Raw genomic sequence first — 25,982 nt, 5'->3', positions numbered from 1 at the left:
ACCGAATGTTCGGTAAAGGGGTGGCGGTGCATGGCTGACCTCGAAGGGTATTTCGACCGCACGATCGAGCGGGACCAGCGCGTCGAGCCGCGCGACTGGATGCCCGACGGCTACCGCGCGACGATGGTGCGGCAGATCGCCCAGCACGCCCACTCGGAGATCATCGGGATGCAGCCCGAGGGCGAGTGGATCACCAGGGCGCCGACGCTGCGCCGCAAGGCGATCCTGCTCGCCAAGGTGCAGGACGAGGCCGGGCACGGGCTCTACCTCTACTCCGCCGCCGAGACGCTGGGCGCCGACCGCGCCGAGCTGACCGCGATGCTCATCGAGGGGCGGCAGAAGTACTCCTCGATCTTCAACTACCCGACCCTGACGTACGCCGACGTGGGCGTGATCGGGTGGCTGGTCGACGGTGCCGCCATCTGCAACCAGGTGCCGCTCTGCCGCAGCTCCTACGGGCCGTACGCGCGGGCGATGATCCGCATCTGCAAGGAGGAGTCCTTCCACCAGCGGCAGGGGTACGAGCTGCTGATGACGATGATGAGGGGCACGGAGGCGCAGCGGGCGATGGTCCAGGACGCCGTGAACCGCTGGTGGTGGCCGTCGCTCATGATGTTCGGCCCGCCCGACGACGCCTCGCCGAACACCGCGCGGTCGATGGCGTGGAAGATCAAGCGGCACACCAACGACGAGCTGCGCCAGCGGTTCGTGGACATGAGCGTGCCCCAGGCCGAGGTGCTCGGGGTGACGCTCCCCGATCCCGATCTGCGCTGGAACGAGGAGCGGGGGCACCACGACTTCGGCGAGATCGACTGGTCGGAGCTCAAGCGGGTGATCAGCGGCGACGGCCCCTGCAACGCCCGCCGCATCGCCGTACGCCGCGCCGCGCACGAGAACGGCGACTGGGTCCGCGAGGCGGCTACCGCCCACGCGCGCAAGGCCGAGGCCCGCGAGGCGGGTGCCGTCGTGGCGGGCGCGGGGGCGGTCGCATGAGCGCCTGGCCGTTGTACGAGGTGTTCGTGCGGAGCAAGCGGGGGCTCAACCACGTGCACGTGGGCTCACTGCACGCCGCCGACGACGAGACCGCCCTGCGCCACGCCCGCGACCTCTACACGCGCCGCAACGAGGGCGTGAGCATCTGGGTGGTGCGCTCCGACCACATCGCCGCCACCAGCCCCGACGAGAAGGACTCGTTCTTCGCGCCCAGCGGCGACAAGGTCTACCGGCATCCGACCTTCTACACCATCCCCGACGACGTCCCGCACATGTGAGGCCACCATGCCTTCCTCGGACGACCTTCACGAAACCGGCAACGCCTACGAGGCGCTCAACCAGGGCGACGACCCCCGCTGGGCGTACGGCACCGGGTTCGCCGACCCGCTGGACGGGGTGGACACGCGCGTGCCCGAGGGCGTGGACGGCGCCGACCTCGCGGCCTACTGCCTGATGCTCGGCGACGACGCGCTGATCATGTCCCACCGCCTGCAGGAGTGGTGCACGCGCGCCCCGGAGCTGGAGGAGGAGGTCGCGCTGGCCAACATCGCGCTCGACCTGCTCGGACAGGCCCGGCTGCTGCTCTCGCGCGCGGGGGCGGCCGACGGGTCGGGCCACGACGAGGACGATCTGGCGTTCCTCCGCGAGGCGGGCGGGTTCCGCAACGTGCGGCTGACCGAGGTGGAGAACGGCGACTTCGGCCAGGCCGTGGCCCGCCTGCTGGTCTTCTCGACCTGGCGGCTGGCGCTGCTCGACCGGCTGACCGGCTCGTGTGACCCGGTGCTGGCCGCGGTGGCGGTCAAGGGCCTCAAGGAGGTCGCCTACCACCGTGACTACGCCGCCGGCTGGGTCGTGCGGCTCGGCGACGGCACGCCGTACTCGCGGGAGCGCGTGGCAGAGGGGCTCGCGTCGGTGTGGCCGCTCGTGGCGGAGCTGTTCACCCCGCACGAGGTGGAGCTGCGCCTGGCGGGGGCGGGTGCCGGGGTCGACCCGGCCGGTCTGCGGGAGGAGTTCGACGCCGTGATCGGCCAGGTGCTGTCCGCCGCGACCCTCACCCGGCCCGGCGACCTCGCACCGGACCTCACCGCGCCCTCGGGGCGCTTCGGCGTGCACACCCCTGCGCTGACCGAGCTCCTGGCCGAGATGCAGAGCGTCGCGCGTGCCCACCCGGGGGCGGCATGGTGACCGCGCGCGAGGTGGCCGAGAGGGTGGCCGATCCCGAGCTGCCCATGATGACCCTCGCCGACCTCGGCATCCTGCGCGACGTCTCGGAGACCGAGGGCGGTGGCGTGGTCGTCACGATCACCCCGACCTACAGCGGGTGCCCGGCGATGGCGGCCATCCGCGCCGACCTCTCCACGGCCCTGCGCGCGGCCGGGTACGCCGACGTGCGGGTCCGCACCGTGCTGTCGCCGGCGTGGACCACCGACTGGATCAGCGAGCGGGGCCGCAGGAAGCTGGCCGAGGCCGGCATCGCCCCGCCGGGCCCGGCCCCGGTACGGCCGCGCGGGCCGGTGCCCGTGACGCTCGGCCCGAGCCGCAGGCGGCCGAGCTGTCCCCGCTGCGGGTCGGACGACACCGAGGAGACCTCCCGGTTCGGCGCCACCGCGTGCAAGGGCCTGTGGCGCTGCCGCGCCTGCCGCGAACCGTTCGAGCACGTCAAGGAGCTGTGACATGACCATGGCGGGGGTACGGGCGCGGCGGCGCGCCGAGTTCGCCTCGTTGCGCGTGGCGCGGGTGGACCGGCTGTGCGAGGACGCCACCGCGATCACCCTCGACGTGCCGGACGCGCTGGCCGAGGACTTCGCGTTCCTGCCCGGCCAGTCGCTCACGCTCCGGGCGATCGTGGACGGCCGCGACGAGCGGCGGTCCTACTCCATCTGCGCTCCGGCGGGCGGTCCCCTGCGCATCGGCGTCCGGGAGATCCCCGGCGGGCTGTTCTCCACGTGGCTGGTGCGCCATCTGCGGCCTGGGGACCATGTCGCGGTGCTGCCGCCCGGCGGGACCTTCACCGCCGACCTCGGCACTCCCGCCCACCATGTGTTCATCGCGGCCGGGTCGGGCATCACGCCCGTCCTGTCGATCGCCTCCTCGGCGCTCGCGGCGACCCCCGGAAGCCGGGTGACGCTGTTCTACGGCAACCGAAGCACCCGCACCGTGATGTTCGCCGAGGAGCTGGCCGACCTGAAGGACACCGCGCCCGCCCGAGTCGAGCTGGTCCACGTGCTGTCCAGGGAGCCGCGCGAGCCCGAGCTGTTCACCGGCCGGCTCGACGCCGCCAAGCTGCGCGTGCTGCTCCCCGCTCTGACGTCGGTGCCCGATGTCGGCCACTGGTGGCTGTGCGGGCCGTACGGGATGGTGCTGGACGCGCGGGAGGTGCTCGCGGAGCTGGGCGTCCCCCGGGAGCGCGTGCACAAGGAGCTGTTCTACGTGGACGAGCCGCCGCCCGAGCCGGTTCGCCCCGAGCCGGGGCCGGGAGCGGGGGCCACCGCCGAGGTCACCGTGATCCTCGACGGCCGGGCCACCTCGACCGTGCTCCCGCGTGACGTCACCATCCTTGAGGGGGCGCAGCGGGTGCGGCCCGACCTGCCCTTCGCCTGCAAGGGCGGTGTGTGCGGCACCTGCCGCGCGCGCGTGGCCGGCGGTGAGGTGAGGATGCGGCGCAACTTCGCGCTGGAGCCCGCCGAGGTGCGAGCCGGATATGTGCTGACCTGTCAGTCGGTGCCGGTGTCCGACCAGGTCACCGTGGACTTCGACGTGTGAGCGGGCGTTCAGGAGGCGGGCGGGAGGCGGAGCCGCCAGCGCCCGCCGTGGGCGGTGAGCCGCACCTGCGAGAGGGGCTCCGCGTCGACCCTCCAGAACGCCTCCGGAGGCGTGCCCAGGACGTGGACGACGGCCGCCCTCATCACGGCCGGATGGGTGACCGCCACCACCTTCCCGCCCTCTTGGCGGCGCCTCTCCAGCCACGCGGCGACGCGGCCGACCAGGGTGAGCACCGACTCCCCGCCGTGGGGGGCTGCCGAGGGGTCGGTGAGCCAGGCCATCATGCCCTCGGGGTCCTGTCCTTGCAGGTCGGCAAGGGTACGGCCCGCCCAGTGGCCGTTGTCGCAGTCGCGCAGGCCCTCGTCGGGCTCGGCGGCGAGGCCGAGACCCGCCGCCGTCTGGCGGCAGCGCAGCGACGGCCCGCACAGCGACCGTCCGGAGCCGGTGCCGAAGAGACGCGCGGCGCCGGCGACCTGCCGCCGGCCCTGCTCGTCCAGACCCTCGTCGAGGGGAAAGGCGGCCCGGTGCAGCGCCTCGGTAGAACCATGACAAACCATGACAATTCTCGCCGTCACCTGTATCCCCCTCTGTGGCGCGAGAGGGGTAATTGTCACCCTTCGCCCCCATTGACGGACTAGTGGTTCACACCGTAGCGTCCAAGCGACATTGTTGACGGTGTGGGGAATCCAGCGAAACTCTGGTACGGCCGCGCCACTGTGACCGGTCCTTCGGGCCCGGGAGTCAGACCCTCCGTCGTCACCGCCAGCCCGCATGGGACGCGTGATCCCGAGGAGGCAACACCCCATGGCCCAAGCCGCCGTTCCGCATTCCCAGCCCGCCCCCATCAGCATTCCCGTTCGCGAATTGCTGCCCTGGGCGGTGTTCGCCGGCGTTCTCGCTCTCGTCCTCATCTACTTCGTGGGTGCGGAGCAGGGCGCCACCTCGCTGATCTCCGGCGACCTCGTGCACGAGTTCTTGCACGACGGGCGTCACCTGCTCGGCTTCCCCTGCCACTGACGCGGGGGACTGTCACAGCATGGTGAGAAACCTGCTGGTCCGCGGCATGCTCGCGGGCCTCGTCGCCGCCGCCCTCACCCTGGTGTTCGCCTGGATCTTCGGCGAGCCCCAGGTGGGAGCGGCCATCGCGCTCGAAGGACACGCCGGGCACGCGGCACACGCCACGGAGGCCGCCGCGGAGGCCGTCGCGGCGGAGCCCGAGCCGGTCAGCCGCGGCGTGCAGTCGACCGTGGGCCTCGCGACGGCGGTCGGCGTCTACGGCGTCGCGGTCGGCGGCGTCTTCGCGCTCGTGTTCGCCTTCGTCTACGGACGGCTCGGCGCCTTCGGCGCCCGGGCCACCTCGGTCCTGATCGCCCTGGGCGCCTTCGTCACGGTCGAGCTGGTGCCGTTCCTGAAGTACCCGGCCAACCCGCCCGCCGTGGGCGACCCCGGCACGATCGGCCGCCGTACGGTCGTGTACTTCGCCCTCGTCCTGATCTCCGTGCTCCTCGCGGTCGCGGCGCTGTACGTGGGCCGCCTGCTGGCCCCCCGGTACGGGAACTGGAACGCGACGCTGCTCGCGCTCGCCGGGTTCCTCGCCGCCGTGGTCGTGGTGTGCCTGCTCATGCCCGTGGTCGACGAGGTGCCGGCGGGCTTCCCCGCCGCCCTGCTGTGGAAGTTCCGGCTCGCCTCGCTCGGCACGCAGGCCGTCCTGTGGAGCGGCATCGGGCTCGCTTTCGGCACGCTGGCGGAGCGAGCGTTCTCCCCCTACCGCGCACCGGTGTCCTCATCCGCCGTCTGAGCAGGTCACCCGCGGTCGCGAGCCGCGGCGAAAGGACATCGACACATGCTTGACCGGCCCGTGAAGGCCGTACGCCACTACCCGTTCACCGCCGTCGTGGGGCTCGACAGCCTCAAGCTGGCGCTGATACTCAACGCGGTCTCCCCGCGTGCCGGTGGCGTGCTCATTCGAGGGGAGAAGGGCACGGCGAAGTCGACGATCGTCCGGGCGCTGGCGGCGCTGCTGCCCCCGGTCGCCGTCGTCCCCGGGTGCCGCTTCTCCTGCGACCCGGCCGCTCCCGATCCCGAGTGCCCGGACGGTCCGCACGGCGCGGAACCCGCCACGGCCGTACGGCCCGCGAGGCTGGCCGAGCTGCCCGTCGGGGCCTCGGAGGACCGGCTGATCGGCTCGCTGGACCTGGAACGGGCGCTGACCGAGGGCGTGAAGGCCTTCGACCCCGGCCTGCTCGCCGCCGCGCACCGGGGCGTCCTGTACGTGGACGAGGTCAACCTGCTGCACGACCACCTCGTGGACTTGCTCCTCGACGCCGCCGCGCTCGGCACGTGCTACGTCGAGCGCGACGCCGTGTCCGTGCGGCACGCGGCGCGGTTCATCCTGGTCGGCACGATGAACCCCGAGGAGGGCGAGCTGCGGCCCCAGCTCCTCGACCGATTCGGGCTCACCGTGGAGGTCACGGCCTCGCGCGACCCGGACGAGCGTGCCGAGGTGGTGCGCAGGAGGCTGTCCTTCGAGGACGACCCCGAGGGCTTCGCCGCCCGCTGGGCGGGGGAGGAGAAGGACCTCGCCGCGCGCATAGCCGAGGCGCGCGGCCGGCTGCGCGAGGTGGTCCTCTCCGACGCCGCGCTCCATAAGATCGCCACGGTCTGCGCCGCGTTCGGGGTGGACGGGATGCGGGCCGACCTCATCACCGCGCACGCCGCCGTGGCGCACGCCGCGTGGCGTGGCGGGGCGGAGGTCACGGCCGAGGACATCAGGGAGGCCGTGCGGCTCGCCCTGCCGCACCGCCGCAGGCGTGATCCCTTTGACGCGCCCGGCCTTTCCGAGTCGGAGCTCGACGACCTGCTCGGCGGCCCGGACGAGGACCCCGACCCCGACCCGGGTTCGGGTTCGGGTTCTGATCCCGAGGACCCGAATCCGACGCGGGACCGTGCGTCCGACCCGCGTGATGACCGGCCGAACCCGCGCGACGACGCGTCCGAACCGCCTGGGACGGATGGCGAGCCCGGCGGGCGGAGCGGGACGGCGGGCACGGGCACACCGGCCGCACAGCAGCCGGCGGCACAGCCGGGCGAGCCCTACCGGGTGCGCCCGCTGGCCGTCCCCGGGCTCGGCACGGGAAGTCCGGGACGGCGGTCGCGAGCCCGCACGTCGTACGGCCGGATCTCGGGGTCGCGGGTGCCGCTCGGGCGGCTCACCTCGCCCCATCTGACGGCCACGTTTCGCGCGGCGGCCCCGTACCAGCGCGAACGCGGCAGGACCGGGCCCGGCCTGGTCGTGCGGGCCGGTGACCTGCGCGAGGCGGTGCGCGAGGGGCGCGAGGGCAACCTCGTCCTGTTCGTCGTGGACGCGAGCGGCTCGATGGCGGCGCGGCAGCGCATGGGCGCGGTGAAGGGCGCGGTGCTGAGCCTGCTCCTCGACGCCTACCAGCGTCGCGACAAGGTCGGCCTGGTGACGTTCCGGGGGGCGGGCGCGGAGCTGGTGCTGCCGCCGACCTCGTCGGTGGAGGCCGGCGCGGCGCGCCTGCGCGCCCTGCCCACCGGCGGGCGCACCCCGCTCGCCGAGGGGCTGCGGCGGGCGGCCGAGGTGGTGCGCGTGGAACGGCTTCGCGACCCCTCCCGCAGGCCGCTGCTGGTCGTGGTCACCGACGGGCGCGCGACCTCCGGCACGGACGCCGACGTGCTCCGGGCCGCGGCGCTGCTCAGGGACGTCGCCGCCGTGGTGGTCGACTGCGAGAGCGGCCCGGTGCGGCTCGGCCTCGCCGTACGCCTGGCGGCCCAGCTGGGCGGCGAGGCCGTACGGCTGGACCGGCTGGCCGCCGGCGGTCTGCGCGATCTGGTCCACGACCACAGAAAGGCGGCCTGACATGCCGCTGGGAACGGGAAAGGCGGTCTAGACGTGCCTCAGGGGAAGCCGGCGGAGGTGCCGGACGACGGCCTGACCACCCGGCAGCGGCGAACCCGGCCTCTGGTGCTCGTCCACACCGGGCCGGGCAAGGGCAAGTCCACCGCGGCCTTCGGGCTGGCACTGCGGGCATGGAACCAGGGCTGGCCGGTCGGGGTGTTCCAGTTCGTCAAGTCGGCCAAGTGGCGCGTGGGCGAGGAGCGGGCCCTCACGGTGCTCGGGCGGTCCGGCGAGGGCGGCACGGTGACCTGGCACAAGATGGGCGAGGGCTGGTCCTGGATCAAGAAGCCGGGAACCGATGAGGACCACGCGGCGGACGCCCGCGAGGGGTGGGAGCAGATCAAGCGCGACCTGGCGGCGGAGAGCTACCGGCTGTACGTGCTGGACGAGTTCACCTATCCCCTCAAGTGGGGGTGGATCGACGTCGAGGACGTGGTCGCCGCCCTGGCGGCGCGTCCGGGCACGCAGCACGTCGTGATCACCGGCAGGGACGCCCACCCGCGCCTGCTGGAGGTCGCGGACCTGGTCACCGAGATGGCCAAGGTCAGGCACCCGATGGACACGGGCCAGAAGGGCCAGAAGGGCATCGAATGGTAACCACCGACCGCACTGCGGGTACGGCGGCGTATGCCCTGGGCACAGCGGCTGGGCCGGGCGAGCGGTGAGTGAGCTCCCGCGCCTCGTCGTCTCCGCGCCCTCCTCGGGGGCGGGCAAGACCACGGTGGCCACCGGCCTCATGGCGGCGCTGACCGCCAAGGGGTTCTCGGTGTCCCCGCACAAGGTCGGGCCCGACTACATCGACCCCGGCTACCACGCGCTCGCCTCCGGCCGTCCCGGACGGAACCTCGACCCCTGGCTGGCCGGGGAGGAACTGATCGTGCCCCTGCTCGCCCATGGCGCCGCCGGGGCGGACATCGCCGTCATCGAGGGCGTGATGGGCCTCTTCGACGGCGCCGCCGGTTCGGGGGTGGGGGCGTCTCGCGGAGGTGACCTCGCTTCCACCGCGCATGTCGCACGCCTGCTGGACGCGCCGGTCGTGCTGGTCATCGACGTCTCCGGCCAGGGGAGGTCGGTCGCCGCGCTGGTCCACGGGTTCATGTCGTACGACACCCGCGTGCGCGTCGGCGGGGTGATCCTCAACCGGGTGGGATCCCCGCGACACGAACGGATCTGCCGCGACGCGCTCGACGAGATGGGGATCGCGGTCTTCGGCGCCATCCCGCGCAGCGAGGTGGCCGTGACGCCGTCCCGCCATCTCGGCCTGATCCCGCCCGCGGAGCGCAGCGCGCAGGCCGTGGACGCGGTGGCCGGGATGGGAGAACTGGTGGCGGCCACCTGCGACCTGGAGGCCCTCGTCCGGCTGGCCCGGAGCGCGTCCCCGCTCGCCGGGCCCGCCTGGAGCGCCCGCCAGGCCGTCGGCGACCCCGCCGGCGCGGACGTCGTGGTGGCGGTGGCCGGGGGCAAGGCGTTCACCTTCGGCTACGCCGAGCAGGCGGAGCTGATCGAGGCGGCCGGCGGCACGGTGGCCGTCTTCGACCCGTTGAGCGAGGAGAGCCTGCCCAACGGGGCGCGTGCCCTGGTGCTGCCCGGCGGCTTCCCCGAGGTGTACGCGGCGGAGCTGTCGGCCAACGAGCCCCTCCGCCGGCAGGTCGCGGCCTTCGGCGGTCCCATCGTCGCCGAGTGCGCGGGGCTGCTCTACCTCTGCCGGGAGCTGGACGGGCGTCCGATGTGCGGGGTCGTCGACGCGACCGCCGCCATGACCGGCAAGCTCACACTGGGGTACCGGAGCGCCGTGGCCGTACGCGACTCGGTTCTGACCCGCGAGGGCGAGCGGTACCACGGGCACGAGTTCCACCGCACGCGCGTCACCCCGTCCGGAGAGGCCGGGCCGCTGTACCGCTGGCGCGACGGTGGTGCCGACGGGTACGGCGGGCCGAAGCTGGCCGCGTCCTACCTGCACCTTCACTGGGCCGGCAGCCCCGAACTGGCCACGAGACTGGTAAGCGGCGCCGGAAACGCACCCGGACCGGCCGCCGGGCGCGAGCTTTCACGGCATGGTCGGACATGAGCGGGCCGGTGGTCGTCGTCGGCATAGGCGCCGACGGCTGGGACGGGCTGTCCGCCTCCGCGCGGCGGGAGATCGGTGCCGCCGAGGTGCTCATGGGCGGCTCTCGTCAGCTCGCCCTGGTGCCGGACACGGGCGCCGAACGGGTCACGTGGCCCTCGCCGATGATCCCGGCCCTGCGCGGCCTCCTCGCCGAGCACGCGGGCAGGGCCGTATGCGTGCTGGCCAGCGGCGACCCCATGTTCCACGGCCTCGGAACGACGCTGGTCAGGCTGCTCGGCCCGGAGCGGGTCCGCGTGCTGCCGCATCCGTCGTCGGTCTCGCTGGCCTGCGCCCGGATGGGCTGGCCGGTCGAGGACACGACGGTCGTCAGCATGGTCGGACGTCCGGTGGAGCTGCTGAGCCGCGCGCTGGGACCGGGACGCCGCGTGCTGGCGCTGAGCGCGGACGCCGCCACGCCGGGCCTGGTCGCGGCGCTGGCGACCTCAAGGGGTTACGGCGGGAGCGCGATGACCGTGCTCGAACAGCTCGGCGGCCCGAAGGAGCGCCTGGTGAGCGCCGTGGCCGAGCGTTGGGACGCGGTCGTCGACCCGCTGAACATCGTGGCCCTGGAATGCCGCGCCGATCCGGAAACGGCGGCCCTGGCCTGCGTACCCGGCCTGCCGGACGACGCGTTCGAGCACGACGGTCAGCTGACCAAGCGCGAGGTCCGCGCGGTGACGCTTTCCCGGCTGGCGCCGGTACCCGGTGAGCTGCTCTGGGACGTGGGCGCGGGAGCGGGCAGCGTCGCGATCGAGTGGATGCGTACCGACCCGGCCTGCCGGGCGGTCGCCGTCGAGAGCCGTCCGGAGCGGGCCGCCCGCATCGGGCGCAACGCGGCGGCGCTCGGCGTGCCCGGTCTGCGGGTGGTCACCGGGACGGCCCCGGCGGCGCTGACGGGCCTCGAACCACCCGACGCGGTGTTCGTCGGCGGCGGGAGCACGGCGCCGGACACCGTCGAGACCTGCTGGAACGCGCTACGCCCGGGCGGGCGGCTGGTGGTCAACGCGGTGACCGTGGAGTCCGAGGCGGTCGTGGCGGCCTGGCACGCCAAGGCTGGCGGCGACCTGCTGCGAATCGCGGTCCACCGGGCCGGCCCGGTGGGCGGCTTCACCGCATGGCGCCCGTCGATGCCGGTGACGGTATGGACGGCGACCCGGCCTGAGACCAGGGAGGCATGACGTGGCGGTGCATTTCATCGGGGCGGGGCCGGGAGCGGCCGATCTCATCACCGTGCGCGGGCGCGACCTGATCGCCGCCTCGCCGGTCTGCCTGTACGCCGGTTCGCTGGTGCCGAAGGAGCTGCTGGACTACGCGCCGGCGGGCGCGCGGCTGGTGGACACCGCGCGGATGACGCTGGACGAGATCGTGGCGGAGATGCTCGCCGCGCACGCGGCCGGGCACGACGTGGCGCGGTTGCAGTCGGGCGACCCGTCCATCTTCAGCGCCATGGCCGAGCAGATGCGCCGCCTGGACGCCGCCGGCGTCCCGTACGACGTGACGCCCGGCGTTCCCGCGTTCGCGGCGGCGGCCGCCTCGCTGGGCCGCGAGCTGACCGTGCCGGGAGTGGGCCAGACGGTGGTGCTGACCCGCACGTCCGCCCGCGCCACCGCGATGCCCGACGGCGAGGACCTCGGCACGCTGGGCCTCAGCCGTTCGACGATGGTGCTGCACCTGGCCGTCCAGCGGATCGAGGCGCTGGTCGCGGAGCTGACGCCGAACTACGGCGCCGGCTGCCCGGTCGCCGTGGTGGCACGCGCGAGCCGTGACGACGAGGTCGTCCTGCGGGGCACCCTGGCCGACATCGCCGGACAGGTCCGCGAGGCGGGCGTGGTCCGCACCGCCGTGGTCATCGTCGGCGGAGTGCTGACCGCCTCGGAGTTCCCCGACAGCCACCTGTACTCGGCCACCCGCCGGCGCGACTGATGGGCCGGCACCTGTACCTGAGGAGTTCGTGATCGACTACATCCGAGACGGGGCGGAGATCTACCGCCGGTCTTTCGCCACCATCCGGGCGGAGGCCGATCTCGCGGGTTTGCCGGACGACATCGCGAGAGTGGCCGTCCGGATGATCCACGCCTGCGGCATGGTCGACCTGGTCACCGACCTCGCCTGGTCACCCGGCGTGGTGTCCGCCGCGCGGAAGGCCCTGCGGTCGGGGGCGCCGGTGCTGTGCGACGCGAACATGGTGGCGTCCGGGGTGACCCGCGGCCGCCTGCCCGCGGGGAACGACGTGCTCTGCATGCTGGGTGACCCCCGGGTGCCGGACCTGGCGCGCAGGCTCGGCACCACTCGCAGCGCGGCGGCGCTGGAGCTGTGGCGCGACCGGCTCGACGGCGCCGTGGTGGCCGTCGGCAACGCGCCCACGGCCCTGTTCCGGCTGCTGGAGCTGGTCAGGGAGGGCGCGGGCAGGCCCGCCGCCGTGCTCGGCGTCCCTGTGGGGTTCATCGGCGCCGCCGAGTCCAAGCATGCCCTGGCCGCGTACGGCGACGGCCTCGAACACCTGGTGGTACACGGCCGCCGTGGCGGGAGCGCGCTGGCCGCGGCGGCCGTCAACGCGATCGCGAGCGAGGAAGAATGAGCGACGACATGAGCGACCCCGCCCCCCACCAGGCCCCGGAGCGGGGCCGGTCCGGACGTTTGCGGGGGGTCGGGCTCGGGCCCGGGGATCCGGAGCTGGTTACGGTGAAGGCCGCGCGGCTCGTACGTGAGGCTGACGTGATCGCCTACCACAGCGCCCGGCACGGGCGGAGCATCGCCCGCACGGTCGCCGGGCCGTACCTGCGCGGCGACCAGATCGAGGAAGCGCTGATCTACCCCGTCACCACCGAGACCACCGACCACCCCGGCGGCTACCGGGGCGCGATCGACGCGTTCTACGCGACCTGCGCCGAACGGCTGGCCGCCCACCTCGACGCCGGACTTGACGTGGTCGTGCTGTGCGAGGGCGACCCGCTCTTCTACGGCTCCTACATGCACCTCCACAAGCGGCTGGCGCACCGCTACCCGACCGAGGTCGTCCCCGGGGTGACCTCGGTGAGCGCCGCGTCGGCCGTGCTGGGCCGCCCGCTGGTCGAGCGCGAGGAGACCCTGACCATTCTCCCGGGCACCCTGCCGCCGGAGGAACTCGCGGAGCGGCTGGCCACCACGGACTCGGCGGCGATCCTCAAGCTCGGCCGCACGTTCACGTCCGTACGCGAGGCACTGGACCGGGCCGGCCGCCTGGAGGAGGCCTGGTACGTCGAGCGGGCGACCACCGACAGGCAGCGCACCGCCCCGCTGGCCGAGGTCGACCCGGACGAGGTGCCGTACTTCTCCCTCGCCATCCTCCCCAGCCGAATGACCACCCGGATCACCACCTCCGAGGTGGGGCGGGCGGTCGAGCCGGAGGCCGGCGCGGGGGAGGTCGTCGTGGTGGGGCTCGGGCCGGCGGGGCGGCCCTGGCTGACACCGGAGGCCCAGGACGCCCTGGCGACCGCCGATGATCTCGTCGGCTACGGCCCGTACCTGAACCGGGTGGCGCGGAACCCGCGCCAGCGCAGGCACCCGACGGACAACCGCGTCGAGGCGGAGCGGGCCGCGCACGCGCTGGAGCTGGCGAAGGCGGGCTCGCGTGTCGCGGTGGTGTCCTCGGGGGATCCCGGAGTGTTCGCGATGGCCAGCGCCGTGCTGGAGGTGGCGTGCGAGCCGAGGTTCGCCGGGGTGCCGGTGCGCGTGGTGCCGGGCCTGACGGCCGCACACGCCGTCGCCGCGCGGGCCGGCGCGCCGCTCGGGCACGACTACTGCGTGCTCTCCCTGTCCGACCAGCTCAAGCCGTGGGACGTCATCGCCGCGCGCATCACCGCCGCCGCCCGTGCCGATCTGGTGCTGGCGATCTACAACCCGGCGTCGCGGACCCGTACGTGGCAGGTGGCCACGGCGCGGGACCTCCTGCTGGAGCACCGCGCCCCGCTCACGCCCGTGGTCATCGGACGGGACGTCGGCGGCCCCGAGGAGAGCCTGCGCGTCACCACCCTGGCCAAGCTGGACCCGGCCGACGTCGACATGCGCTGCCTGCTGGTCATCGGCTCCTCGACCACCCGCACGGCGGACCGGAACGGCCACCCCGTCGTCTTCACCCCACGCCGCTACCCGGTCTGACGGCTCATGCGAGGTGCCGGAGCCAGGTGAGGGCCTCTTCCGTGGTCCGCACCGTGGGGGCCTCCGGTGGCGGCGGGCGGCGGACCACGACGACGGGGAGGCCGAGCTCACGTGCGGCGGCGAGCTTGGCCATGGTCATCGTTCCGCCGCTGTCCTTGGTGACCAGCACGTCGACGCGGTGGTGGCGCATCAGCGCGCGCTCGCCGTCCAGCGTGTACGGACCCCGGTCGCGCAGGAGGTGGGAACGGCGTGGCAGGGGCGGATCGGGTGGGTCGACCGTACGGATCAGGAACCACAGGTCGTCAAGGCCGGCGAAGGCGGACAACCCCTGACGCCCGGAGGTGAGGAAGACCCGCCGTCCGAGCCCCGGCAGCGACGCTGCGGCTTCCGGCAGGGATGACGTCCAGTGCCAGTCGTCTCCGGCTTCCTGCCGCCATCCGGGCCGCCGCAGGATGAGCAGGGGTACCCCCGCCGCGGCGGTGGCGCGTACGGCGGAGGCGGTGATCCGTTCGGCGAACGGGTGGGTGGCGTCGACCACGGCCCGGATGCCCTGCTCGCGCAGCCAGTCCGCCAGGCGTTCCGGCCCGCCGAACCCCCCGACGCGCACCTCTCCCTCGGGGAGGCGGGGATCGGTCACCCGGCCCGCGAGCGAGGAGATCACGCGGACCTCGGGACGGCCGGTGAGCGCCGCCGCCAGCGCCCGCGCCTCCCCGGTCCCCCCGAGAACAAGGACGCCTGCCTTCACCAGCCGCTCCTGCCGTGTACCAAGAAGTGTGCCCTCATCGAGGGATCCTTCCGGATATTAGGACGTCCACCCTCATGGGCGCCCCGCCGGATATCGGGATGCCGTGCGGCCTGGGTGGATACCAGCACGCCTGACCTCGTCGAGTTGTCCGGTTTCGCGTGGTACATCCTTGACGCATGAGCACTGCCCTGCGACATGGCTGGACCACCGGTGCGTGTGCCACGGCGGCCACCACGGCCGCGTACACGGCGTTGCTCACCGGGGCGTTCCCCGACCCCGTGGAGATCCTGCTGCCACGGGGGCAGCGCCCGGCGTTCGCGCTCGCCACGGAGGAGCTCACCGGCCCCCTGACCGGCTCGGCCATGGCCCGGGCCGGAGTGGTCAAGGACGCGGGGGACGATCCGGACGTCACCCACGGTGCGCTGATCTTCTCGACCGTACGGCACGGCGCTCCGGGGACCGGTGTCGCATTCCGCGCGGGGCCCGGGGTGGGCACGGTCACCAAGCCCGGGCTGCCACTGGAGGTGGGGGAGCCGGCGATCAATCCGGTGCCCCGGCAGATGATGCGCGAGCACGTCGAACGGGTCGCCGCCAGGTGCGGCGGCAGCGGTGACGTCGTCGTGGAGCTCTCGGTGGAGCACGGCGAGGAGCTGGCCAGGCGCACGTGGAATCCCCGCCTGGGCATCCTCGGCGGCCTGTCCATCCTCGGCACCACCGGGGTCGTGGTCCCCTACTCGTGCTCGGCCTGGATCGACAGCATCAGGCGCGGCATCGACGTCGCCCGCGCCGCCGGGCACACGCACGTCGCCGCGTGCACCGGCAGCACGTCGGAGCGGGTCGCCGCCGGGCTGTACGGGCTTCCGGACGACGCGCTACTGGACATGGGCGACTTCGCCGGGGCCGTGCTGAAGTACCTGCGCAGGCATCCGGTCCCTCGGCTGACGGTCGCCGGGGGTATCGGCAAGCTGTCCAAGCTCGCGGACGGCCATCTCGACCTGCACTCGGGCCGCTCGCAGGTCAGCACCGAGGCGCTCGCCACGCTGGTACGGGAGGCGGGCGGCAGCGTTGACCTGGCTGATCGGGTGCTGCACGCGAACACCGCGTTACAGGCGCTGCAACTCTGTCAGCAGGAGAACCTGCCCCTCGGGGACCTGGTGGCCGAGCGGGCCAGGGTGGCGTCGGCCGGAGTGCTGCGCGGAGCTCCCGTACAGGTGGACGTCGTGGTCATCGACCGCGCGGGCACCATCGTCGGCCGCGCCGGCTGACACTCCCTGACGGGCGAACCCTGTTCAGCCGGTCCTCCTGGCCGTGGCGACCGCGGCGGCCGTCTCCTCGATGTCCTGGTAGTGCAGGCTCCGGCCGTCCGCGTCGACGCGGTAGCCGTGGCCGGTGCCCACCACGAGTACGGCCCGTCCGGTGGGCCGTCCGCACTGGCGCTCGCACCCGGCCCAGTGCACGGGCAGTACGCCGGCCGTCTGGGCGTCGATCAGGGGAAGGCCGGCGCGAGCCGTCGAGCTTGCGGCGTCAGCCTGGACGTCGGACAGTGACTTCGCGCAGCCGGGTCGTCCGGTGCAGGCGGTGACCCCGGTCCACGCGGAGGCGGGATCGGTCACCAGCCCGGTGGCCGCCAGCCTGGACAGCCAGGAATCCGCGTCCGCTCCGCTGATGCCGGGCACGATGGCGCCGCGCCACGGGGTCAGCCGGATCTCGCCATCTCCCGCCTCCGCCGCCGTCGCGAGCGCGTACGCCTGGGCGGTCGTCAACCGGCCGAGCGGCGGCATGACGACCAGCGTTGCCCGCCTTTCGGGCCGGGACACCAGGCCAAGCAGCGGCGGTGCCGACATATCCGACAAGTCCGGCAGGGGGGTGAGGTGGCCGGGTGGTGTGACGCCGGCGAAGTCGCCGAGGCGGGTGGCGATGGTGGCGGGGCCGTCGTCGAGTTCGGCCATGCGCCAGGCCGTCGAGTTCTGGGCGGTACGTTCGGCGAGGAAGGCCTCGGCCGCCGCCATCATGGCGGGTACCGCTCGCGTTAGAGCGACGCGTAGTCCCCGGTCCTCACCAGCCAGGAGCAGCGCCCCCACGACCTCCTCGCCACCGGCCGGCACGGGGATCGGGACGAAGGCGACGTCGGCCCCGAGGGGGGTCATGTCGCCTCTGCCGTCGTCGAGGGCGAACAGGAACCGGCCGGGCAGTCCCGCGAGGGCGGGGCGGGCGCAGAGGGCGTGGTCCAGCTCGTGTACGAGCGGCGCCACCTCGATCAGGCCGCGACCATCGAGCCCGGCCATCGGGGAGGCCAGGATGTTGCGCACCCGCTCGTGGGTGGCGGAGGGCAGCAGCCCGGCGGCGGCCATGCCGGAGGCGAACGCGGCCTCTCCCTCGGCGTCCAGTCCCCGTACCTGCACGTTGGCGCGGGACGTCAGCTCGATCACCCCGGAGCCCAGGGCAGTGGCCGCGGCGCCGAGCCTGCGCAGCTGGGCGGCGGTCAGGATGCCCCCCGGCACCCGGATACGGGCGACGGCGCCGTCCGCGGCCGGATGCGTCTGCAACGCACCGGGACAGGCGTCCGGCCGCGACCTTCCGGGCTGGGCGTTGGCGCGCGATGAAAGACCCGGAAGGTCGGCAACTGCCACGTTCAGGATGTTAACCCTACTTGTCGCAATAAGTTGGACTCCGTGATCTGATAGGGGAGCGACGGCACAAGGAGGAAGCCGGTGTGAATCCGGCGCGGTCCCGCCACTGTCACCGGGGAGCGAACCCCACCAGAAGGCCACGGCCCGGCAACGGGCGGGAAGGCCGGGGTGAGCGTCGATCCGGAAGCCAGGAGACTCCAGGCCGTGTGGACCGACGACCCGGGGCGCGGACCCCGAGTGAGGATGTGCCGTGCGCCATCTCCCCGTACTTCTGCTGTCGACCTCCGACACCGACCTGCTGAGCGCGCGCGCGAGCGGCGCCCCGTACCGGCTGGGCAACCCGGCCCGGCTCGCCGTCGAGGACCTCACCCCATTGCTCGATGGCGTGGAGCTGGTCGTCGTCCGGCTGCTCGGCGGGCGCCGGGTGTGGGAGGAGGGTCTGGACCTCCTGCTGGCCGGGCCCCGCCCGGTCATCGTCCTCGGGGGCGAGCAGGCTCCCGACGCCGAGCTGATGGAGCTGTCCACCGTCCCCGGAGGGGTGTGCGCGGAGGCGCACGCGTACCTCGCGCACGGCGGCCCCGCCAACCTGGCCGAGCTGCACAGATTCGTGTCCGACACCGTGCTGCTCACCGGGCACGGCTTCGCCGCCCCGGAGGCCACGCCCGCCTGGGGCATCCTGGACCGCGAGAGCGCCGAGGCATCAGAGGAAAGCGCTGGGCGGCCGGTCGTGGGGGTGCTGTACTACCGGGCGCATCACGTCGCGGGGAACACCGGGTTCGTCGAGGCGCTGTGCGCCGCGATCGAGAACGCCGGGGGACGGGCGCTGCCCGTCTACTGCGCGTCCCTGCGCACCGCCGAGCCCGCCCTGATGGAAGTTCTCGGCGAAGTGGACGCGCTGGTCGTCACCGTGCTCGCGGCGGGCGGCACCCGTCCCGCCACCGCCTCGGCGGGCGGTGACGACGAGGCCTGGGACGTGGGCGCGCTCGCCCGGCTCGACGTTCCCATCCTCCAGGGCCTGTGCCTGACGGGAGACCGGGAGACCTGGGCGGCGAGCGACGACGGGTTGTCCCCCCTGGACGCCGCTTCCCAGGTGGCCATCCCGGAGTTCGACGGGCGGATCATCACCGTGCCGTTCTCCTTCAAGGAGGTCGACGAGGAGGGGCTGACCGTCTACGTGGCGGACCCCGAGCGCGCGGCCCGGGTCGCCGGCATCGCCGTACGGCACGCCACCCTGCGGCACGTGCCCCCGGCGGACAGGCGGATCGCGGTGATGCTGTCGGCCTACCCGACCAAGCACGCGCGCATCGGCAACGCGGTGGGCCTGGACACGCCCGCGAGTGTGGTCCGCCTGCTGGCCGCCATGCGCGCGAGCGGGTACGACATCGGGCCCGAGGGCGAGGGCGGCCTGCCGGGCGTGGACGCCCAGGACGGTGACGCGCTCATCCACGCGCTCATCGCCGCGGGCGGCCAGGACCAGGACTGGCTCACCGAGGAGCAGCTCTCCGGCAACCCGGTACGCATCTCCGCCGCCCGTTACCGGGCCTGGTACGTCACGCTCCCCGAGGACCTCCGCGCGGGGATGGAGCGGCACTGGGGACCCCCGCCCGGCGAGCTGTTCGTCGACCGGTCGCGCGATCCCGAGGGGGAGATCGTGCTGGCGGCCCTGCGCGCCGGGAACGTCGTGGTGATGGTGCAGCCGCCGCGCGGGTTCGGCGAGAACCCCATCGCGATCTACCATGACCCCGACCTGCCGCCGAGTCACCACTACCTGGCCGCCTACCGCTGGCTCCAGGACGGGTTCGGGGCGCACGCCGTGGTGCACGTCGGCAAGCACGGCAACCTGGAGTGGCTGCCCGGCAAGTCCGCCGGGATGTCCGCCTCCTGCGGCCCGGACGCCGCGCTCGGCGACCTGCCGCTGATCTACCCGTTCCTGGTGAACGACCCCGGCGAGGGCACCCAGGCCAAGCGCCGCGCCCACGCCACCCTGGTCGACCACCTGGTGCCGCCCATGGCCCGCGCCGACACCTACGGCGACATGGCGCGGCTGGAGCAGCTCCTCGACGAGCACGCCTCCATCGCGGCCATGGACCCCGCCAAGCTGCCCGCGATCCGCGCCCAGATCTGGACCCTCATCCAGGCCGCGAGGCTCGACCACGATCTCGGGCTGGACGACAGGCCGCACGACGCGGAGTTCGACGACTTCCTGCTGCACGTCGACGGCTGGCTGTGCGAGGTCAAGGACGTGCAGATCCGCGACGGCCTGCACGTGCTCGGCCAGGCCCCCGTGGGACAGGCCAGAAGCGACCTGGTGCTGGCGATGCTGCGCGCCCGGCAGATGTGGGCGGGGGCCGAGGCGCTGCCCGGCCTTCGCGAGGCGCTCGGCCTGGCGGAGGACGGCACCGCCGGGCGGGCCGGCACCGATGAGGCCGAGACGGTCGCGGCGGCGCTCGTCCACGGCATGGAGGAGCGCGACTGGGACCCCGGCGCGGCGGAGGAGGTCTGCGCTGCCGTGCTCGGCGCGGCCGTACCACCACAGGTTGGGCGGATCCTGGACTTCGCGGCCACCGAGATCGTCCCCCGGCTGGCCAGGACCACCGACGAGATCGGCGCGGTGCTGCACGCCCTCGACGGCGGGTACGTGCCGGCGGGGCCGAGCGGGTCGCCGCTGCGCGGGCTGGTCAACGTGCTGCCCACCGGGCGCAACTTCTACTCCGTGGACCCCAAGGCCGTGCCGAGCCGCCTGGCCTGGGAGACCGGGCAGGCGATGGCCGAGTCCCTGCTCGCCCGCTACCGCGCCGACACCGGCGACTGGCCGCGCTCGGTGGGCCTGTCGATCTGGGGGACCAGCGCCATGCGCACCTCGGGCGACGACGTGGCCGAGGTGCTCGCGCTCCTCGGCGTGCGGCCGGTGTGGGACGAGGCGTCCCGCCGGGTCACCGGCCTCGCGCCGATCCCCCACGAGGAGCTGGGCCGGCCCCGCGTGGACGTCACCGTCCGGATCAGCGGCTTCTTCCGCGACGCGTTCCCCCACGTGGTCGTGATGCTGGACGACGCGGTGCGGCTGGTCGCCGGGCTGGAGGAGCCGGAGGAGGCCAACTTCGTACGGGCGCACGTGGTGGCCGACCGCGCGGCCCACGGCGACGAGCGGCGGGCCACCACCCGCGTCTTCGGCTCCCGCCCGGGCGCGTACGGCGCGGGGCTGCTGCCGCTGATCGACAGCAGGAACTGGCGCGACGACGCCGACCTCGCCGAGGTGTACGCGGTGTGGGGCGGCTTCGCCTACGGCAGGGACATGGACGGCACGCCCGCGCGGGAAGACATGGAGGCCGCCTACCGGCGCATCGCCGTGGCCGCCAAGAACGTCGACACCCGCGAGCACGACATCGCCGACTCCGACGACTACTTCCAGTACCACGGCGGCATGATCGCCACCGTGCGCGCCCTGACCGGCAGGGCGCCCGCCGCCTACATCGGCGACAGCACCCGCCCGGACGCGGTCCGCACCCGCACCCTCTCGGAGGAGACGGCGCGCGTCTTCCGCGCCCGGGTGGTGAACCCCCGCTGGGTGTCGGCGATGCGACGTCACGGATACAAGGGGGCGTTCGAGCTGGCGGCGACGGTCGACTACCTGTTCGGCTACGACGCGACCACCGGCGTGGTCGCCGACTGGATGTACGACAAGCTCGCCGCCACCTACGTCCTGGACCCGGAGAACCAGAGCTTCCTCGCCGAGTCCAACCCGTGGGCCCTGCACGGCATGGCCGAGCGCCTGCTGGAGGCGGCGGGGCGGGGAATGTGGGAGCACCCGGACCCCGAGATCCTGCGCGACCTGCAGGAGGTCTACCTCAAGGTCGAGGGCGACATCGAGGGAGGAACGGACGCCCCCGCCTGACGACACGAGTCAGCCCCAGACCGCTACACGGGAGTGACCGCGAGTGACACCCGAGTTGGTTCGTACAAGACTAGGGTGTCCTTGGCCGGGACAGGGGCTGGGACGGACGGAGGCGGCTATGGATCCGGTTTCTTTGATCGTGACGGCATTGGCGGCAGGCGCGGCAGCAGGGGCACAAGACACGGTGACCGAGGCGGTCAAGGATGCATATGCGGGGCTGAAGGCTCTGGTCCGCCGGCGGCTGACCGGCCGGGCTGCCGGTGAGGTGGCGTTGGAGCAGCACGAGGTCAAGCCCGAGCAGTGGGGTCCGGCGCTGGAAGCCGAGCTAATCGAGACCGATGCCGGCTCGGACGACGCAGCAGTGCGGGCAGCTCAGCGGCTGATGGCGCTGCTCGATGACGCCGGCAGCCAGCAGGGCAAGTATTCGGTCGACGTGCGCGGCGCGCAGGGTGTGCAGGTCGGCGATGGCAACACCCAGACCAACACCTTCACCAGCCCACCCTTGTCAACCTGAGCGGCGCGACCTCATCTGAGGACAGTGAGTCCGGCGATCCGCGGGTCGACGGGCCGGTCCGGACCGGCATGGCGCTCCTGCCACTCTTCGCTCCAGGCGCCAGTGACCTGCCAGGTGGCCGGCGATGTCCGCCGCACGGACATCTCGCCCCATGGGACGAAACCGCAGTAGTGGGTGTCGATGCCGATATCGGCGGTGCCGAACCGGACGGGCACCACCGGGTTGGCCGGGTCGCCGACAAAGGTGCCGAGGTGCAGGTAGGTCATGTCACCCCAGCGGCCCGATCCCAGCCAGCTGCCGCTGTGCAGCATCAGCCGGACCCCAACTCCGGGGGTACCGTCGTGCTTGCGGACGACGAACTCATGGAAGTTCGGGCCGGCCTTGGCGATCCGGCGCGGCACCGGCTGGTAGCCAGCGAGGACTCCGTTGGGCACCAGCGTCCATTCTTCGGATCGGTCGCCGGTGACCCGCAGCTTCGCGGGCACGCCCCCTGCTGGCGATCCGACCTCGAACCGGAGCTCCAGCAACGGTTCGGCGCGTTCACCATTGCCGCTCAGACCGCCGGCCAGAGCGATCAGCACCGAACCGGAAACATCATCGGGGGAGCCCGGAAGCGAGAACGCCTCCCCGAAGTACCGGTAGGGGCCGGCGTCGTCGGTACCCTCGCCGTACCAGACGAAGGCGATCCCAGGCGTTCCCGGTTGGTGGATCAGGTTGGCGAACTTGACACACCGGATGCCGATGACGGCACCATCCACAGTGGAGCGTGCCTGATAGCAGCTGACGTGCGGGCCCGAGCTGAACATCACTGCCCCCTGACGCCATTGGGAAGGTATCGCAACAGGTAAACACCGGCCTGTCCGGTGAGGGCCAACAGGGGTTCAGTGGGATGCCACGCTAGGCGCAGCAGCGGCGCCGCCACTCGCAGCGCACACACTTGCCGATAGGTGTTGGTCTCCCACACCCGGATCTGACGGTCGTACCCGGCGCTGGCCAGCAGCCCGCCGTCACTGGTGAAGGCGCACGCGGATACACCGCCGGAGTGACCACGCAGGGTCTGCCGCAGCCGAGCGGTGCGTACGTCCCATACTCGCACCGTCCGGTCATGGCTGGTCGAAGCGAGCCGTCTACCGTCCGGAGAGAACGCGCATCCGGTGACGATGTCCGTATGAGCCGCGAGAACAGCTCGCAGGTCACCGGTGGCGGGGTCCCACAGCCGCAGCGTCTGATCATGGCTGGCCGTCGCCAGCAGCCCGCCATCGGGGGAGAACGCGCAGGCGGCGATCGCGCCGTCGTGACCGGTGAGGACCTGGTGCGGTGTGCCGCCGGCCACCGTCCACAGGTGGATCGTCTCGTCATGGCCGACGGTGGCCAGCATGGCGCCGCTGGGATCGAAGGCGCAGTCGTGCACCAGATCCGCGTGCCCGGTAAGCACGGCCCGTGCCTCGCCGGTCTCAATGTCCCAGAGCCTGACGTACCCGTCGTAACCGGCAGTGGCCGCCAGGCCGCCGTCGGGTGAAACCGCGCAGGCTGCCACCGTGTCAGTGTGGCCGTCGAAGACCCTGATCGTCTCGCCGGTCTCAGTCGTCTGCAGGTGCGCCTGGTGATCGTGTCCGCTGGTCAGCAGTAGGTCGCCGCCCGGGGCGAACGCGGCCCCGTAGACCCACTGTCGCGAGGCCGTCGCGGTCCCGGGCTCCTCGTCCACCCGCCAGAGCCGCAGGTGCCAGTCGAAGCCGGTACTTGCCAGCAGGGTGCCGTCCGGCGAGAAAGCACATCCGGTGACGCCTTCGGTGTGATCGGCGAAGATGCCGTGCTCCGCGCCGCTGGCGACATACCAGGTCCGCACCGTACTGTCGTGGCTGCCAGTGGCCAACAAGGTGCCGTCGGGTGAAAACGTGCACCCGGTGACGGTCTCCGTGTGCCCGGTCAGCACGTCGGTCTCGATCCCGGTCGCGGTCTCCCAGAGCCGGGCTGTCCGGTCTTCTCCCGCGGTCAGGACCAGCTCACCGTCCGGCGAGAAGGCACATCCGCGGACGGCTCCCTCGTGCCCGGCGAGGACCCGGACCTGCTCTCCGGTCGCGGTCTCCCATAGCCGGGCTGTCCGGTCTTCTCCCGCGGTCAGGACCAGCTCACCGTCCGGCGAGAAGGCACATCCGCGGACGGCTCCCTCATGCCCGGCGAGGACCCGGACCTGTTCTCCGGTCGCGACGTCCCACAGCCGGACGGAACCGTCGCCGCCGGCGCCGGCCAGCAGTGCGCCGTCCGGCGAGAACGCGCACCCGGTCACGGTCGCGCACTGGCAGTCCAGCACCCGTTGCACAGGTCCGCCGGCGACGTTCCAGAGCCGGACCGTTCCGTCGTGTCCCGCACCCGCCAGCATGGTGCCATCGGGTGAGAACGCGCACCCGGTCAGGGCCTCTGGCGAGCCGGTGAGGATCTGGCGTTGCTCGCCGGTAGCGGCGGCCCACACCCTGATGGTCCGATCGTGGCTGGAAGTGGCGATCAGCGTGCCGTCCGGGGAGAACACGCAGCCGCTCAGGCCGAACTCGTGTCCGGAGATGACCCGGTAGGGGCCGGATCCGGGACGGTCCGGCAACGGCCAATGCGGCGTGAGTTGCGGTCCGGTCAGGTGTCTGCCGTACGAGGCGACCACTTCGTCCAGCTCGGGCAGCGAGCCGAGGTAGGCGTACAGGGTCGCGCCGAGAGCGGTCGGCGGGTCGGTGATGGTCAGCTGCTGGGTGAGCCGGCCCAGCGCGTGTCGCAGCGCCGGGACCTCCGGGGTGGCCTCGGCCAAGTCGACTTCCGCAGGCACCGAGCTACCGGAGCGAACGGTCTTCGCCGATACCCACCGCAGGTCGCGGACCAGGGTGTCGCGTTCGGCCACCCGACCGGCCTCGGCCATGTGGTGGGGCAGGTACCGCCATAGGTACGCGTCATCGGCGGGCAGTGTCCACCACGGGATGTCCGGCGTGCCCTCCCCGACGAGGGCCTCCCGCGCGACTCGGACCATCAGCTCGTGCCGCGCGCGCAGCTCGTCCGCGGTCAGTCTGTGGATCAGGTACGCGCGGACCACATCATGTAGGCGTATAGCCGGCCCGGCGCTGGTCCATACCTCCTGCACCAGCCGGAGCCGGACCAGTAGGCTGCGCAGCTTCTCCGCGGCGGCCTCGGACAGTCCACCCGCGACCTGCCACAGCCAGCGGGATACCTGCGCGGGCAGCTCCGCGTTCTCCGGGACGACCGCGAGGTCGAAGAAGCGCTGCCGGTCCAGCGGATCGAGCACGGCCAGGCTCGCCGCCATCGTCGCTTCCACCGCCTGACTCCTGTCCTGCTGGTCCCCGAGGTTTCGGTCGAATGCCGCCGGGCCCGCCGCCGCCAGGTGCCGGAGCATCCAGTCGACCGCAGCCCGCACGCCGGCCCCGGCGGCGAGGTGCTCGATGAGCGCGGCATTGACCAGACCGAGCAGCAACGGCCACCGGCCGGTCGCCGCGACAAGCGCGCTGAGCAGGTCGCGGGGCAGGCCGGAGACTCCCTCGGTGAGGGCTGCCGCAGCCTGCTCAGCCGTCATCCGGTCGACCAGGACAGTGGCGGCGCCGCGGGGTGCGACGCCGGCGTTCCGCGTGGTGATCAACCTGCGGCAGTCACCGCCGCCGATCATGAAGGGGGCCAGCTGGTTCGTGGTCCAGACGTCGTCGACGACCAGCAGGATCGGATCGTGCGCGTCCAGCAACGAACCCAGCCTGCCTCCGGCGATGAGCGGATCGGTAGTGCGCACGGGTTCACCGGACAGCACCTCGCAAAGCCCGCTGACCAGCTCGGCCAGCCGGCCGTCGCGTCGACGCTCGCCGACCGTCGCCCAGAGCACGCCACCCGGATAGCGCTCGGCGATCCGTAAATCCCGGCAGGCCTTGGCGGCCAGCGTCGTCTTGCCGAAGCCGCCGGGGCCCTCAACGGCGACCAACATCCCGTGCGGGCCGGTGTCAGCGGCAATCAGGGCCGCCAGCAGCTCCTTGGCAAGCTCGGGCCGGTCGACCACAGGGCCCGTCGGCTCGGGCACCATCCGCGGACGGCGGATCTCCGCCGACGGCGCGAAAACGTTGTACTGAACGTTGCCGTCGCCGATCTGCACGCCTTGGGCGCCACGCGCATCGCTGGACGTAGCCGTGCCGGTGTCCAAGCCGGACACGACGATTCGCGACGCGACTGCGGGAGGTGGAGCCGGTTCCTCGGTGTCCGGCACGGATGCGCTCCATGGTCGTTTAGGCGACGTCAGACTAATATA

The 25,982-nt window shown here is 72.9% G+C and carries 22 protein-coding genes and 1 riboswitch; of the genes, 17 read left to right on the top strand and 5 right to left on the bottom strand.

Annotated elements, in window-relative coordinates; translation table 11 throughout:
• The first annotated feature begins 30 nt into the window (after window positions 1-30).
• From paaA to paaE, 5 genes are read left to right on the top strand one after another with little or no spacing between them, the layout of a single operon-like run.
• Window positions 31-993: a 1,2-phenylacetyl-CoA epoxidase subunit PaaA gene (gene paaA, locus ACOZ38_RS36920; RefSeq protein WP_424535618.1), complete on the top strand. Its 963-nt coding sequence runs from the start codon at window positions 31-33 to the stop codon at window positions 991-993.
• Window positions 990-1,271 carry a 1,2-phenylacetyl-CoA epoxidase subunit PaaB gene (paaB, locus tag ACOZ38_RS36915; RefSeq protein ID WP_405140765.1) on the top strand — a complete coding sequence of 94 codons (282 nt, stop codon included), beginning with the start codon at window positions 990-992 and terminating at the stop codon, window positions 1,269-1,271. The genes paaA and paaB overlap by 4 nt, the downstream gene beginning before the upstream one ends.
• Window positions 1,272-1,278: 7 nt before the next feature.
• Window positions 1,279-2,178: a 1,2-phenylacetyl-CoA epoxidase subunit PaaC gene (paaC, locus tag ACOZ38_RS36910; RefSeq protein WP_424535617.1), complete on the top strand. Its 900-nt coding sequence runs from the start codon at window positions 1,279-1,281 to the stop codon at window positions 2,176-2,178.
• A complete protein-coding gene (gene paaD / locus ACOZ38_RS36905; RefSeq protein ID WP_424535616.1) occupies window positions 2,172-2,666 on the top strand; it encodes a 1,2-phenylacetyl-CoA epoxidase subunit PaaD in 495 nt (164 codons plus the stop codon). Before paaC ends, paaD begins: the two co-directional genes overlap by 7 nt.
• A 1-nt stretch (window position 2,667) precedes the next feature.
• Complete coding sequence (paaE, locus tag ACOZ38_RS36900; RefSeq protein ID WP_424535615.1) at window positions 2,668-3,756, top strand: 1,2-phenylacetyl-CoA epoxidase subunit PaaE; 1,089 nt, start codon at window positions 2,668-2,670, stop codon at window positions 3,754-3,756.
• 8 nt (window positions 3,757-3,764) lie between these two features.
• Here the strand turns inward: paaE and ACOZ38_RS36895 are convergent, their stop codons facing one another.
• Window positions 3,765-4,331, bottom strand: a complete 567-nt coding sequence (locus tag ACOZ38_RS36895) for a histidine phosphatase family protein (protein ID WP_424535614.1) — start codon at window positions 4,329-4,331, stop codon at window positions 3,765-3,767.
• 229 nt (window positions 4,332-4,560) lie between these two features.
• On the opposite strand from ACOZ38_RS36895, the gene ACOZ38_RS36890 reads away from it, so the two are divergent.
• The 9 genes from ACOZ38_RS36890 to ACOZ38_RS36850 all read left to right on the top strand — a co-directional run bounded on the left by ACOZ38_RS36890 (window position 4,561) and on the right by ACOZ38_RS36850 (window position 13,919).
• Complete coding sequence (locus tag ACOZ38_RS36890; protein WP_405140761.1) at window positions 4,561-4,773, top strand: CbtB domain-containing protein; 213 nt, start codon at window positions 4,561-4,563, stop codon at window positions 4,771-4,773.
• 19 nt (window positions 4,774-4,792) lie between these two features.
• Complete coding sequence (locus ACOZ38_RS36885) at window positions 4,793-5,554, top strand: CbtA family protein (protein WP_424535613.1); 762 nt, start codon at window positions 4,793-4,795, stop codon at window positions 5,552-5,554.
• Window positions 5,555-5,599: 45 nt separating this feature from the next.
• Complete coding sequence (locus tag ACOZ38_RS36880; protein WP_424535612.1) at window positions 5,600-7,636, top strand: putative cobaltochelatase; 2,037 nt, start codon at window positions 5,600-5,602, stop codon at window positions 7,634-7,636.
• Window positions 7,637-7,669: 33 nt separating this feature from the next.
• Window positions 7,670-8,272, top strand: a complete 603-nt coding sequence (cobO, locus tag ACOZ38_RS36875; RefSeq protein ID WP_424535611.1) for a cob(I)yrinic acid a,c-diamide adenosyltransferase — start codon at window positions 7,670-7,672, stop codon at window positions 8,270-8,272.
• A 64-nt stretch (window positions 8,273-8,336) separates the two neighbouring features.
• The gene (locus ACOZ38_RS36870) at window positions 8,337-9,743 is read left to right on the top strand and encodes a cobyrinate a,c-diamide synthase (protein ID WP_424535610.1); all 1,407 of its coding nucleotides are present in this window, start codon (window positions 8,337-8,339) and stop codon (window positions 9,741-9,743) included.
• Entirely contained in the window at window positions 9,740-10,960 is a 1,221-nt protein-coding gene (gene cbiE, locus ACOZ38_RS36865) for a precorrin-6y C5,15-methyltransferase (decarboxylating) subunit CbiE (protein ID WP_424535609.1), read from the top strand. The genes ACOZ38_RS36870 and cbiE overlap by 4 nt, the downstream gene beginning before the upstream one ends.
• 1 nt (window position 10,961) lies before the next feature.
• The gene (gene cobM / locus ACOZ38_RS36860; RefSeq protein WP_424535608.1) at window positions 10,962-11,705 is read left to right on the top strand and encodes a precorrin-4 C(11)-methyltransferase; all 744 of its coding nucleotides are present in this window, start codon (window positions 10,962-10,964) and stop codon (window positions 11,703-11,705) included.
• Between the two features lie 28 nt (window positions 11,706-11,733).
• Entirely contained in the window at window positions 11,734-12,360 is a 627-nt protein-coding gene (locus ACOZ38_RS36855) for a precorrin-8X methylmutase (protein ID WP_405140754.1), read from the top strand.
• Window positions 12,357-13,919 (top strand): precorrin-2 C(20)-methyltransferase, encoded by a 1,563-nt coding sequence (locus ACOZ38_RS36850; protein WP_424535607.1) that lies wholly within the window; start codon window positions 12,357-12,359, stop codon window positions 13,917-13,919. Before ACOZ38_RS36855 ends, ACOZ38_RS36850 begins: the two co-directional genes overlap by 4 nt.
• A gap of 4 nt (window positions 13,920-13,923) precedes the next feature.
• On the opposite strand, the gene ACOZ38_RS36845 is transcribed toward ACOZ38_RS36850, so the two are convergent.
• A complete protein-coding gene (locus ACOZ38_RS36845; RefSeq protein WP_424535606.1) occupies window positions 13,924-14,664 on the bottom strand; it encodes a cobalt-precorrin-6A reductase in 741 nt (246 codons plus the stop codon).
• 176 nt (window positions 14,665-14,840) lie between these two features.
• Between ACOZ38_RS36845 and ACOZ38_RS36840 the strand changes: the two genes are divergently transcribed.
• A complete protein-coding gene (locus ACOZ38_RS36840) occupies window positions 14,841-15,929 on the top strand; it encodes a cobalt-precorrin-5B (C(1))-methyltransferase (protein WP_405140751.1) in 1,089 nt (362 codons plus the stop codon).
• Between the two features lie 24 nt (window positions 15,930-15,953).
• Here ACOZ38_RS36840 and cobG read toward each other — a convergent pair whose 3' ends face one another.
• Entirely contained in the window at window positions 15,954-17,294 is a 1,341-nt protein-coding gene (gene cobG, locus ACOZ38_RS36835; protein WP_424535605.1) for a precorrin-3B synthase, read from the bottom strand.
• 18 nt (window positions 17,295-17,312) lie between these two features.
• Window positions 17,313-17,510, top strand: a riboswitch (cobalamin riboswitch).
• A 34-nt stretch (window positions 17,511-17,544) separates the two neighbouring features.
• On the opposite strand from cobG, the gene cobN reads away from it, so the two are divergent.
• Together cobN and ACOZ38_RS36825 are read left to right on the top strand one after the other, a co-directional pair.
• On the top strand, window positions 17,545-21,186 hold the full coding sequence (cobN, locus tag ACOZ38_RS36830; RefSeq protein WP_424535604.1) for a cobaltochelatase subunit CobN: 3,642 nt from the start codon (window positions 17,545-17,547) through the stop codon (window positions 21,184-21,186).
• A gap of 118 nt (window positions 21,187-21,304) precedes the next feature.
• On the top strand, window positions 21,305-21,700 hold the full coding sequence (locus ACOZ38_RS36825) for a hypothetical protein (protein ID WP_424535603.1): 396 nt from the start codon (window positions 21,305-21,307) through the stop codon (window positions 21,698-21,700).
• Between the two features lie 11 nt (window positions 21,701-21,711).
• Here the strand turns inward: ACOZ38_RS36825 and ACOZ38_RS36820 are convergent, their stop codons facing one another.
• Window positions 21,712-22,506, bottom strand: coding sequence for a hypothetical protein (locus ACOZ38_RS36820; RefSeq protein WP_424535602.1), 795 nt, complete (start codon window positions 22,504-22,506; stop codon window positions 21,712-21,714).
• Complete coding sequence (locus tag ACOZ38_RS36815; RefSeq protein WP_424535601.1) at window positions 22,506-25,940, bottom strand: NB-ARC domain-containing protein; 3,435 nt, start codon at window positions 25,938-25,940, stop codon at window positions 22,506-22,508. Before ACOZ38_RS36815 ends, ACOZ38_RS36820 begins: the two co-directional genes overlap by 1 nt.
• Window positions 25,941-25,982 lie beyond the last annotated feature (42 nt).

The sequence above is a fragment of the Sphaerisporangium viridialbum genome, from assembly GCF_049674955.1.
GTDB lineage: Bacteria > Actinomycetota > Actinomycetes > Streptosporangiales > Streptosporangiaceae > Sphaerisporangium > Sphaerisporangium viridialbum.
The sequence above is the reverse complement of the archived record's forward strand: the minus strand, read 5'-3'. Positions and strand labels throughout refer to the sequence as shown.

Bases quoted from the DNA above. Each gene is read 5' to 3' on its own strand.
- paaA (WP_424535618.1), top strand. From the start codon at position 31: ATGGCTGACCTCGAAGGGTATTTCGACCGCACGATCGAGCGGGACCAG.
- paaB (WP_405140765.1), top strand. From the start codon at position 990: ATGAGCGCCTGGCCGTTGTACGAGGTGTTCGTGCGGAGCAAGCGGGGG.
- paaC (WP_424535617.1), top strand. From the start codon at position 1,279: ATGCCTTCCTCGGACGACCTTCACGAAACCGGCAACGCCTACGAGGCG.
- paaD (WP_424535616.1), top strand. From the start codon at position 2,172: ATGGTGACCGCGCGCGAGGTGGCCGAGAGGGTGGCCGATCCCGAGCTG.
- paaE (WP_424535615.1), top strand. From the start codon at position 2,668: ATGACCATGGCGGGGGTACGGGCGCGGCGGCGCGCCGAGTTCGCCTCG.
- ACOZ38_RS36890 (WP_405140761.1), top strand. From the start codon at position 4,561: ATGGCCCAAGCCGCCGTTCCGCATTCCCAGCCCGCCCCCATCAGCATT.
- ACOZ38_RS36885 (WP_424535613.1), top strand. From the start codon at position 4,793: ATGGTGAGAAACCTGCTGGTCCGCGGCATGCTCGCGGGCCTCGTCGCC.
- ACOZ38_RS36880 (WP_424535612.1), top strand. From the start codon at position 5,600: ATGCTTGACCGGCCCGTGAAGGCCGTACGCCACTACCCGTTCACCGCC.
- cbiE (WP_424535609.1), top strand. From the start codon at position 9,740: ATGAGCGGGCCGGTGGTCGTCGTCGGCATAGGCGCCGACGGCTGGGAC.
- ACOZ38_RS36850 (WP_424535607.1), top strand. From the start codon at position 12,357: ATGAGCGACGACATGAGCGACCCCGCCCCCCACCAGGCCCCGGAGCGG.
- ACOZ38_RS36840 (WP_405140751.1), top strand. From the start codon at position 14,841: ATGAGCACTGCCCTGCGACATGGCTGGACCACCGGTGCGTGTGCCACG.
- ACOZ38_RS36825 (WP_424535603.1), top strand. From the start codon at position 21,305: ATGGATCCGGTTTCTTTGATCGTGACGGCATTGGCGGCAGGCGCGGCA.
- ACOZ38_RS36820 (WP_424535602.1), bottom strand. From the start codon at position 22,506: ATGTTCAGCTCGGGCCCGCACGTCAGCTGCTATCAGGCACGCTCCACT.